General features: G+C 56.9%; 12 protein-coding genes. All 12 read left to right on the top strand.

Annotated features, from left to right (window positions below):
• Positions 1–405: 405 nt before the first annotated feature.
• The 12 genes from Q4543_RS16645 (at position 406) to Q4543_RS16590 (ending at position 9,981) form a co-directional block, all read left to right on the top strand.
• On the top strand, positions 406–1,569 hold the full coding sequence (locus Q4543_RS16645; RefSeq protein ID WP_303440039.1) for a site-specific integrase: 1,164 nt from the start codon (positions 406–408) through the stop codon (positions 1,567–1,569).
• Between the two features lie 22 nt (positions 1,570–1,591).
• Complete coding sequence (locus Q4543_RS16640; protein WP_303440036.1) at positions 1,592–2,458, top strand: hypothetical protein; 867 nt, start codon at positions 1,592–1,594, stop codon at positions 2,456–2,458.
• Positions 2,459–2,534: 76 nt separating this feature from the next.
• Complete coding sequence (locus Q4543_RS16635; protein ID WP_303440034.1) at positions 2,535–2,705, top strand: AlpA family transcriptional regulator; 171 nt, start codon at positions 2,535–2,537, stop codon at positions 2,703–2,705.
• A 113-nt stretch (positions 2,706–2,818) separates the two neighbouring features.
• Positions 2,819–3,127 carry a hypothetical protein gene (locus Q4543_RS16630; RefSeq protein ID WP_303440032.1) on the top strand — a complete coding sequence of 103 codons (309 nt, stop codon included), beginning with the start codon at positions 2,819–2,821 and terminating at the stop codon, positions 3,125–3,127.
• Between the two features lie 291 nt (positions 3,128–3,418).
• A complete protein-coding gene (locus tag Q4543_RS16625) occupies positions 3,419–3,856 on the top strand; it encodes a hypothetical protein (protein WP_303440029.1) in 438 nt (145 codons plus the stop codon).
• Positions 3,857–4,182: 326 nt separating this feature from the next.
• Positions 4,183–5,616, top strand: coding sequence for a S1C family serine protease (locus tag Q4543_RS16620; protein WP_303440026.1), 1,434 nt, complete (start codon positions 4,183–4,185; stop codon positions 5,614–5,616).
• A 35-nt stretch (positions 5,617–5,651) separates the two neighbouring features.
• Positions 5,652–6,293 carry a hypothetical protein gene (locus Q4543_RS16615; protein WP_303440023.1) on the top strand — a complete coding sequence of 214 codons (642 nt, stop codon included), beginning with the start codon at positions 5,652–5,654 and terminating at the stop codon, positions 6,291–6,293.
• A 237-nt stretch (positions 6,294–6,530) separates the two neighbouring features.
• On the top strand, positions 6,531–7,694 hold the full coding sequence (locus Q4543_RS16610) for a site-specific integrase (RefSeq protein WP_303440039.1): 1,164 nt from the start codon (positions 6,531–6,533) through the stop codon (positions 7,692–7,694).
• Positions 7,695–7,716: 22 nt separating this feature from the next.
• On the top strand, positions 7,717–8,583 hold the full coding sequence (locus tag Q4543_RS16605) for a hypothetical protein (protein ID WP_303440036.1): 867 nt from the start codon (positions 7,717–7,719) through the stop codon (positions 8,581–8,583).
• A gap of 76 nt (positions 8,584–8,659) precedes the next feature.
• Positions 8,660–8,830 (top strand): AlpA family transcriptional regulator, encoded by a 171-nt coding sequence (locus Q4543_RS16600; RefSeq protein WP_303440034.1) that lies wholly within the window; start codon positions 8,660–8,662, stop codon positions 8,828–8,830.
• 113 nt (positions 8,831–8,943) lie between these two features.
• The gene (locus tag Q4543_RS16595) at positions 8,944–9,252 is read left to right on the top strand and encodes a hypothetical protein (protein WP_303440032.1); all 309 of its coding nucleotides are present in this window, start codon (positions 8,944–8,946) and stop codon (positions 9,250–9,252) included.
• A 291-nt stretch (positions 9,253–9,543) separates the two neighbouring features.
• Positions 9,544–9,981, top strand: a complete 438-nt coding sequence (locus tag Q4543_RS16590; protein WP_303440029.1) for a hypothetical protein — start codon at positions 9,544–9,546, stop codon at positions 9,979–9,981.
• Positions 9,982–10,250: the final 269 nt, after the last annotated feature.

Below are 10,250 nucleotides of genomic sequence, written 5' to 3'. Positions count from 1 at the left end.
TCTTCATCGGAATCTCCTCGTTCATCCTGCCGAGAAAATTCTACTTCCGCATCCACTTAAGATCGGGGGGGATTACCATATCAGTGAGCGACATGGTATCCTCGTGACGGTAAGTCTCTTGCTGTCTCTACCGTCAGTTTTACCGCCAAGGGCTGAGACGCAGTGAGACGTGCTGAGACACATGGATACCAAGAAAGTTGATTTTACTCAATTTTCTAGTGCGAAAATGCGCTGTAAGTTAGTTGTGGTGCCCGGGGGCGGCACATAATGGCTGCGCCTTGATGCTCCATCCTGTACCGACTTCCAATAAAATAAAGGGAAATATTGGTGTTTCCCGTCCTGAGGTGTTCCACGACACCCCGCTACATACTATATGTTGAGGGTGGTTAGAAAGGTGGATAGAGAATGCCCCGCCCGCTTAACAAGCTCAGTGCTGCTGCGGTGAAGTCCGCGACCCCCGGCAAGTATTCCGATGGTGGGGGCCTTTGGTTTCACAAACGCGATGACGGCGGCGCGCAATGGTTCCTGCGGATCACGGCGCATGGAAGGCGGCGCGAGATGGGCTTGGGGCGCTATCCTGACGTGACGCTCAAGGATGCCCGTAAGTTGGCCGAGAGATGGCGGGCAGATGCAGTGCGCGGCTTAGACCCGATCAAGGAGCGTGAGCGAAAGCGGCGTGAACAGGCGCGCAATCTGCACTTGCTCAAGGATATCGCGCTGGATGCCTTCGAGAGCCGTAAGGCGGATCTAAAGGGCGACGGCAAGGCGGGGCGCTGGTTCTCGCCTCTGGAACTGCACGTCCTGCCAAAGCTCGGCAAGGTTCCGGTGGCCGATCTGGACCAGACCGATATCCGTGACACGCTTGCCCCGATCTGGCACGTCAAAGCGGATACCGCGCGCAAAGCGATGAACCGTCTCAGCATCTGTATGCGTCATGCGGCGGCGCTCGGGCTAGACGTGGATCTGCAAGCGACCGACAAGGCCCGCGCGCTTCTTGGGAAGCAACGCCACAAAGCGCAAAACATTCCGGCGCTGCCGTGGCAAGATGTGCCCGCCTTCTATCAAAGCCTGACCGATGGCAGCATCACGACGCTTGCGCTGCGGTTCCTGATCCTGACGGCTGTACGTTCCTATCCGGTGCGGTTTCTGAACGTTGACCAGATCGACGGTGATATCTGGACAGTGCCTGCAGAGGCAATGAAAGGCCGTAGGGATGCAACCACGGATTTTAGGGTGCCACTGTCGTCCGAGGCGTTGGCCGTAATCGAGCAGGCCCGCCCGTTCGCGCGTGAGGGCTTTCTTTTTCCGGGCGTTCGCAAAGGTGTCATTTCCGACATGACCATGAGCAAATTCATGGAGCGGCGCGGCATGGCTGAACGCCCGCACGGCTTCCGGTCCAGCTTTCGCGATTGGCTGGCCGAGGCCACGAACGCGCCACATGAAGTGGCCGAAACCTGCCTTGGGCACACGGTCGGCGGCGCGGTCGAACGGGCGTACCGGCGGACGGATTTCCTAGATCAACGAGCGACTTTGATGCAGCGATGGAGTCGCTTTCTGGTCTCAGCCTGACATAAATGCACGGAGACAAGCCTTGCCTTCCTTAACGCTCCTAGATGATACAGGCCAGCCACTTCCATATTCTGGTCTACACTTTCGCAGCCATCTTTATTATCACGACGACGAAGCTGCGAGGGGTCAGTTTTTCGAACTGGAGCGCTCAGAACTGGATCGCTTGTTTGCGAACCCGATGCAATACAAGCCTTCGATAGTCTGGAAAACGCACCACCGTAGCTTGAATGGACGAAAGGGCGAGCTATCCGCCGTCGGGCTTATCGCCGCTATTCTGTTCGAACTTTGGCACTTGAACGCCAGACTGACAACTCGACATGCTGCGGCTGAGGTTGCAAGTTTTCTTTTGCGTGAAACAGAACGATCTAGCCGTGTCGATCCGCGACGAAGAACCGGGAAGCATATCCTCCATGGTGATCATTCTGGGTCAGCCGGACAGCCACAGGGTTGGACGGTTAAGACCTCGGTGGAAGATTTGGAGAAGCTGTGGCGCAAACACTCTGCGGTAGTTCATCTGGCGGCAGCGGAACTCGGCACTGCTTATCTCATTGATCCTGGTGATCACCCTCTCGTAAGGCACCAGAGAGCAGCATGGATGCTTGCCCAATCTGCAGCGTGCTACGAGGATTTCTTGGTAAGCTGGCATCCTGAGCACTTCTCAGAACAAGTCGAAGTATCTTCCGGGCTTTTACCTGCAAATCGGGGGCATTGGGAAAGCGATCCTCTTACTGGTGTACTTGTTCGCGTTGACTATGCCCCTGACACGAACCCAAAACTTCGCGCGGTCATCGCGGCAGGTATTCAGAAGATTGTTCACCTGAATACTGATGGCGACGGTCGCCAACCTTTGAAGAAACGCAAACAGCCAAAATTCCGCAGAAAAAGTTAGGGACTTTTTCGTCCCGAATGGTGTCTCGTTTTGACCAAGCCCATTGTTGCTCCAGTGAACAGCAAGGAGCATCACCATGCGTTATCTTTCTTTCCGTGACCTTCAGGACAAACTCGCCGGACGTGGTCGTACCACGATCTATCGCGACGTTGAAAATGGTCGCCTGCCCAAGCCGGTGAAAATCGGCTCCCGCCTCTACTGGAACGAGGCGGACGTGGATGCCGCGATTGCGGACCTCGCCGGATAAGACCCGGCCCCACCTATGCATTGCGCATGGGCGTGTGGGGCTGGGAATGTTCTTTTCCGGGAACTCCCAATCCATACGCCCAGCGCCTTTCTCGTTCAAGGAAAGGATGCCTGATGGCACCTCAACATATTTGGGGCGCGGCCCCATTTACTGTCACTCTCAGGGACGGCAGCGCCTCCAGCCTTATCGTTAAGGGGCGCGACCGCTGGGCGCTCGAAGCCCTGATCGACGCTGGCGACGTCGGCTGCACGTCGTTCGACAATCCCGCCCCCAGGTGGAGTAGCTACGTCTTCAACCTGCGAGGCATGGGCGTGGATATCGAAACGCTGCCCGAAGCGCATAGCGGGCCGTTCAGCGGCCACCACGGGCGCTACGTTCTGCGCTGCCGGGTGCAGCGCATCGTTCGGGGGGATGCAGCATGAATTCGCATCCCGCCCACCGCCCCGATCCGCGCGACGCATGGGAGCGTCGACTGACCGCCAAACATGGCCTGCCGCCCGCCATTGCGCGCGTCTACGCTGATCTTCGAAACGGGAGACCCGACTGATGGCGAAACGCTATCATATCAGCCACAGGGGCGGCCTCTGGCATGTCTCGGCATTCTCTGCCCCCGAGAGGGGCAGAGAGACCGCACCGCTTGACCTAGGGTGTTGCAGGGACCGTCGCACGGCACTCCGTGTGTGGCTCGCCTGCCTTGCCTTGGAGGGACGTTCATGACCGCCAGCTACAAGGGGAAGAAACGCGGCTTTCCAAAGCACGTCCGCCTTCTGGAAACATTGCAGCAGACCGAGGCTTGGCGTTCACTCAAGCCCGGCCCTCGGGCGCTCTATGTCGAACTGCGGAGGCGCTACAATGGCGCGAACAATGGGCGGATCTTCATGAGCCACCGAGAGGCGGCAGACCTATTGAACGTCCATCGCAACACGGTGCCCGATTATTTCAGCGAACTAGAGCGGCGGCACCTGATCCGAGATATGGGCAAAGGGTACCTCGGGGCGGATGGTCACGGCATCGCAACGCGCTGGGCGCTGTGCGATGAACCGATGGGCGGGAAGGCTCCAGATCTGTCCTATCGGTCTTGGACGGAAAAACAAAACCCCGGCATTAAGGCTGTGCTTACCCGCCACAAAAATTGTGCATCCGGCTCCTAATTTCGCAGGGCGTGTGTAGTATCGCGTCGGAAGATGCACAGAAAATGGGCCATGCAGCGCAGATATGGATGCACGAATAATGTGCCATTCTATAGTATGCCATGCCATCGCGTGTCCCGCTGACAACTTCAAATGAGTGGGACACGGCGAGCAAGGGGTAGGATAGACATGCCCGTCTCCACCGACCTCTGCTCGAACAAGGGGGATTATCTTGCTCAATCGAACTTAAGAGGTGAATTTCCAATTAATTTCGGCAAAATACCACGGCGCGCGTCGCTACCTGCTTGAGCGCGTCGCCCCTTCGAACTCAGTTAGGCATACCGTCCATGATACGACTCCTCAGGCATCTGTTGCTCGCCACACTTGCACTCACGGCACCGGCACGTGTAGCCGCACAGAACTTCGAGACCCTATTCTGGAACTTTGATGCCACATCCCTGACCTGGGAAGATAAGCGGTTTCTCCAAGCCAGTCTTGCCTTCGAGGGGCAGTATGTTGGATTGCTGGATGGCGACTGGGGGCGTTTGAGTCAACAATCAATGAGCCGCTATTCTTCGAAAGAATTTGATGATGCGACTCAGAATTGGCACTTGGCGGCTCTGGCATTTTCGATGTTTGAGAGAATCGAGAATGAGGGCTGGTATGTGCGCTTTTTTGAGCCGCTCGGTCTGTCTTTCCTATATCCGCTTCGTGCGGTCGCCAATGATCCACCGACAGCAGCGTTGGTGAACTGGAGGCACACAAATAGTAGTCTCCGCTATTCTGTGGGACGTCAGACCCTCGCGACGGTCGAGAACCTTCACGAATATTCCATGCGTTGGCACGAATTCTCGGATGCCCCGTACACTGTTCGCAAGGAGAGACTTTTAGTGACTGGGGCGAAGAAACGCGACGGCTCCCAGCTGTACACACGCTCAGATTATATAAACGGCGGGTGGTCGACCATAATGTTATCTGCGAACAGGCAGGACAGCGCGTCATTGCAAGCTGTCGCATCAAGTATCGAACGCGGCGAGGCGGCTGATCTTCGGTTCACTCCTGGTGGGAACCTCGACCGTGTGATCGAGAAAACAGTCCTCTTCCTGACGGATGATGACTCCGAACCAGAGGCGCAGATAAGTAGCGCTGAGCCGTCAACCGGAACTTCAGGCAGTGCCGGGTCCGGTTTCTATGTTTCTAAAGCTGGCCACGTTCTGACGAATGCACACGTGGTGGATGGATGCGCGACTGTTAGAGTAGATGGGTTTGATGCGACTGTATTAGCTTCATCTGACGATTTCGATTTGGCAATTCTAGTTTCGCAACTTCCTTATGAGGCCGAGAAGGCAATCGCCGTTTTCTCTGCTGGCCCTGCCAAGTTAAACTCAGACGTCACCGTGGTAGGGTACCCCTACGCCGGGCTTCTAGGTGGGTTGAATGTCACTCGTGGTTCTGTTTCCTCGCTCAAGGGTCTAGCTGGGGATACGAAAACCGTGCAAATCACGGCTCCGGTTCAAGCAGGAAATTCCGGTGGTCCGCTAATTTCCGCAACCGGCGAGGTGGTCGGCGTAATCGTGTCAAAACTCGACTCTGAACTGTGGTCTGAGTTTACCGGAGACGTACCACAGAATGTTAATTTCGCTATCCGTGGCGAAATTGCTAAATTATTTCTCTCTCAGAACGGGGTAGACCCAGAACTGAGCCTTTCTGACGTGCGGTTAGATCCGGTCAGCATAGCGGAGCGAGCCTCAATGTTTACGGCATACATCGAGTGTGACTGATCGAAACAGAGTTAAGCGAAATCGGGGGCTTGAAGATGGGCGGCATCGGTAGCGGCAGGCACCACCATTTCTCAGCAAAAATCCTGACCTCAGACTTCCGTGCGCTGGACGTTCGGCTCTGGGCGCGAGAGGGCTTGATTTCGCCCGGAAATGCGTTCGGCTGGCAATGGAGCTGTAACGGCGAGCAAGTCGCCTCAATCCGCGTGAAGGTTGAGACCAGTCAATTGCGCCTGATCTATCGGACCAGAACAGACGGCGGTGATTGGTCTGAGATGGATTATTCTGTGCAATTGGATGCAACGCCCTGTCACTTGGGCGGCGAACGGCATTGGTTTCTGTGTCCAGCGCGCGACTGTGGTCGTCGCGTTGCGCTTCTCTATGGCGGCGCTGTGTTTGCCTGCCGAAGCTGCCATCGGCTTGCCTATCCGTCGCAACGTGAGGATGCATCTGACCGCTTGGCGCGGCGGGCAGGAAAAATCCGCGACCGGCTCCAGTGGGAACCGGGCATACTGAACGGCGAAGGCGGCAAACCGAAAGGGATGCACTGGCGAACATATCGAAAGCTTGTGCATCAGCAGCACCAGCTTTCACAGGCATCGGTCGCGGCAATGCTGGCACGGTTCGGGCGTGACCCGGTCACACAGGACATGCTGGCGCGCGAATTGATCGAATGGTGAAAGGTGGGCAAAAAGGTGGATAGATCCACAACCCATCTCAAAAATACCATATATATCAGGTTGTTAGCTTGACTAAATGGTGCCCGGGGGCGGCACATAATGGCTGCGCCTTGATGCTCCATCCTGTACCGACTTCCAATAAAATAAAGGGAAATATTGGTGTTTCCCGTCCTGAGGTGTTCCACGACACCCCGCTACATACTATATGTTGAGGGTGGTTAGAAAGGTGGATAGAGAATGCCCCGCCCGCTTAACAAGCTCAGTGCTGCTGCGGTGAAGTCCGCGACCCCCGGCAAGTATTCCGATGGTGGGGGCCTTTGGTTTCACAAACGCGATGACGGCGGCGCGCAATGGTTCCTGCGGATCACGGCGCATGGAAGGCGGCGCGAGATGGGCTTGGGGCGCTATCCTGACGTGACGCTCAAGGATGCCCGTAAGTTGGCCGAGAGATGGCGGGCAGATGCAGTGCGCGGCTTAGACCCGATCAAGGAGCGTGAGCGAAAGCGGCGTGAACAGGCGCGCAATCTGCACTTGCTCAAGGATATCGCGCTGGATGCCTTCGAGAGCCGTAAGGCGGATCTAAAGGGCGACGGCAAGGCGGGGCGCTGGTTCTCGCCTCTGGAACTGCACGTCCTGCCAAAGCTCGGCAAGGTTCCGGTGGCCGATCTGGACCAGACCGATATCCGTGACACGCTTGCCCCGATCTGGCACGTCAAAGCGGATACCGCGCGCAAAGCGATGAACCGTCTCAGCATCTGTATGCGTCATGCGGCGGCGCTCGGGCTAGACGTGGATCTGCAAGCGACCGACAAGGCCCGCGCGCTTCTTGGGAAGCAACGCCACAAAGCGCAAAACATTCCGGCGCTGCCGTGGCAAGATGTGCCCGCCTTCTATCAAAGCCTGACCGATGGCAGCATCACGACGCTTGCGCTGCGGTTCCTGATCCTGACGGCTGTACGTTCCTATCCGGTGCGGTTTCTGAACGTTGACCAGATCGACGGTGATATCTGGACAGTGCCTGCAGAGGCAATGAAAGGCCGTAGGGATGCAACCACGGATTTTAGGGTGCCACTGTCGTCCGAGGCGTTGGCCGTAATCGAGCAGGCCCGCCCGTTCGCGCGTGAGGGCTTTCTTTTTCCGGGCGTTCGCAAAGGTGTCATTTCCGACATGACCATGAGCAAATTCATGGAGCGGCGCGGCATGGCTGAACGCCCGCACGGCTTCCGGTCCAGCTTTCGCGATTGGCTGGCCGAGGCCACGAACGCGCCACATGAAGTGGCCGAAACCTGCCTTGGGCACACGGTCGGCGGCGCGGTCGAACGGGCGTACCGGCGGACGGATTTCCTAGATCAACGAGCGACTTTGATGCAGCGATGGAGTCGCTTTCTGGTCTCAGCCTGACATAAATGCACGGAGACAAGCCTTGCCTTCCTTAACGCTCCTAGATGATACAGGCCAGCCACTTCCATATTCTGGTCTACACTTTCGCAGCCATCTTTATTATCACGACGACGAAGCTGCGAGGGGTCAGTTTTTCGAACTGGAGCGCTCAGAACTGGATCGCTTGTTTGCGAACCCGATGCAATACAAGCCTTCGATAGTCTGGAAAACGCACCACCGTAGCTTGAATGGACGAAAGGGCGAGCTATCCGCCGTCGGGCTTATCGCCGCTATTCTGTTCGAACTTTGGCACTTGAACGCCAGACTGACAACTCGACATGCTGCGGCTGAGGTTGCAAGTTTTCTTTTGCGTGAAACAGAACGATCTAGCCGTGTCGATCCGCGACGAAGAACCGGGAAGCATATCCTCCATGGTGATCATTCTGGGTCAGCCGGACAGCCACAGGGTTGGACGGTTAAGACCTCGGTGGAAGATTTGGAGAAGCTGTGGCGCAAACACTCTGCGGTAGTTCATCTGGCGGCAGCGGAACTCGGCACTGCTTATCTCATTGATCCTGGTGATCACCCTCTCGTAAGGCACCAGAGAGCAGCATGGATGCTTGCCCAATCTGCAGCGTGCTACGAGGATTTCTTGGTAAGCTGGCATCCTGAGCACTTCTCAGAACAAGTCGAAGTATCTTCCGGGCTTTTACCTGCAAATCGGGGGCATTGGGAAAGCGATCCTCTTACTGGTGTACTTGTTCGCGTTGACTATGCCCCTGACACGAACCCAAAACTTCGCGCGGTCATCGCGGCAGGTATTCAGAAGATTGTTCACCTGAATACTGATGGCGACGGTCGCCAACCTTTGAAGAAACGCAAACAGCCAAAATTCCGCAGAAAAAGTTAGGGACTTTTTCGTCCCGAATGGTGTCTCGTTTTGACCAAGCCCATTGTTGCTCCAGTGAACAGCAAGGAGCATCACCATGCGTTATCTTTCTTTCCGTGACCTTCAGGACAAACTCGCCGGACGTGGTCGTACCACGATCTATCGCGACGTTGAAAATGGTCGCCTGCCCAAGCCGGTGAAAATCGGCTCCCGCCTCTACTGGAACGAGGCGGACGTGGATGCCGCGATTGCGGACCTCGCCGGATAAGACCCGGCCCCACCTATGCATTGCGCATGGGCGTGTGGGGCTGGGAATGTTCTTTTCCGGGAACTCCCAATCCATACGCCCAGCGCCTTTCTCGTTCAAGGAAAGGATGCCTGATGGCACCTCAACATATTTGGGGCGCGGCCCCATTTACTGTCACTCTCAGGGACGGCAGCGCCTCCAGCCTTATCGTTAAGGGGCGCGACCGCTGGGCGCTCGAAGCCCTGATCGACGCTGGCGACGTCGGCTGCACGTCGTTCGACAATCCCGCCCCCAGGTGGAGTAGCTACGTCTTCAACCTGCGAGGCATGGGCGTGGATATCGAAACGCTGCCCGAAGCGCATAGCGGGCCGTTCAGCGGCCACCACGGGCGCTACGTTCTGCGCTGCCGGGTGCAGCGCATCGTTCGGGGGGATGCAGCATGAATTCGCATCCCGCCCACCGCCCCGATCCGCGCGACGCATGGGAGCGTCGACTGACCGCCAAACATGGCCTGCCGCCCGCCATTGCGCGCGTCTACGCTGATCTTCGAAACGGGAGACCCGACTGATGGCGAAACGCTATCATATCAGCCACAGGGGCGGCCTCTGGCATGTCTCGGCATTCTCTGCCCCCGAGAGGGGCAGAGAGACCGCACCGCTTGACCTAGGGTGTTGCAGGGACCGTCGCACGGCACTCCGTGTGTGGCTCGCCTGCCTTGCCTTGGAGGGACGTTCATGACCGCCAGCTACAAGGGGAAGAAACGCGGCTTTCCAAAGCACGTCCGCCTTCTGGAAACATTGCAGCAGACCGAGGCTTGGCGTTCACTCAAGCCCGGCCCTCGGGCGCTCTATGTCGAACTGCGGAGGCGCTACAATGGCGCGAACAATGGGCGGATCTTCATGAGCCACCGAGAGGCGGCAGACCTATTGAACGTCCATCGCAACACGGTGCCCGATTATTTCAGCGAACTAGAGCGGCGGCACCTGATCCGAGATATGGGCAAAGGGTACCTCGGGGCGGATGGTCACGGCATCGCAACGCGCTGGGCGCTGTGCGATGAACCGATGGGCGGGAAGGCTCCAGATCTGTCCTATCGGTCTTGGACGGAAAAACAAAACCCCGGCATTAAGGCTGTGCTTACCCGCCACAAAAATTGTGCATCCGGCTCCTAATTTCGCAGGGCGTGTGTAGTATCGCGTCGGAAGATGCACAGAAAATGGGCCATGCAGCGCAGATATGGATGCACGAATAATGTGCCATTCTATAGTATGCCATGCCATCGCGTGTCCCGCTGACAACTTCAAATGAGTGGGACACGGCGAGCAAGGGGTAGGATAGACATGCCCGTCTCCACCGACCTCTGCTCGAACAAGGGGGATTATCTTGCTCAATCGAACTTAAGAGGTGAATTTCCAATTAATTTCGGCAAAATACCACGGCG

This window comes from Salipiger sp. 1_MG-2023 (assembly GCF_030547555.1).
Taxonomy (GTDB): Bacteria; Pseudomonadota; Alphaproteobacteria; order Rhodobacterales; family Rhodobacteraceae; genus Salipiger.
This window is presented reverse-complemented; position numbering and strand designations above follow the sequence as displayed.

Coding starts and splice junctions, on each gene's coding strand:
- Q4543_RS16615 (WP_303440023.1), top strand. CDS start 5,652: ATGGGCGGCATCGGTAGCGGCAGGCACCACCATTTCTCAGCAAAAATC.
- Q4543_RS16625 (WP_303440029.1), top strand. CDS start 3,419: ATGACCGCCAGCTACAAGGGGAAGAAACGCGGCTTTCCAAAGCACGTC.
- Q4543_RS16590 (WP_303440029.1), top strand. CDS start 9,544: ATGACCGCCAGCTACAAGGGGAAGAAACGCGGCTTTCCAAAGCACGTC.
- Q4543_RS16610 (WP_303440039.1), top strand. CDS start 6,531: ATGCCCCGCCCGCTTAACAAGCTCAGTGCTGCTGCGGTGAAGTCCGCG.
- Q4543_RS16620 (WP_303440026.1), top strand. CDS start 4,183: ATGATACGACTCCTCAGGCATCTGTTGCTCGCCACACTTGCACTCACG.
- Q4543_RS16595 (WP_303440032.1), top strand. CDS start 8,944: ATGGCACCTCAACATATTTGGGGCGCGGCCCCATTTACTGTCACTCTC.
- Q4543_RS16600 (WP_303440034.1), top strand. CDS start 8,660: ATGCGTTATCTTTCTTTCCGTGACCTTCAGGACAAACTCGCCGGACGT.
- Q4543_RS16630 (WP_303440032.1), top strand. CDS start 2,819: ATGGCACCTCAACATATTTGGGGCGCGGCCCCATTTACTGTCACTCTC.
- Q4543_RS16645 (WP_303440039.1), top strand. CDS start 406: ATGCCCCGCCCGCTTAACAAGCTCAGTGCTGCTGCGGTGAAGTCCGCG.
- Q4543_RS16635 (WP_303440034.1), top strand. CDS start 2,535: ATGCGTTATCTTTCTTTCCGTGACCTTCAGGACAAACTCGCCGGACGT.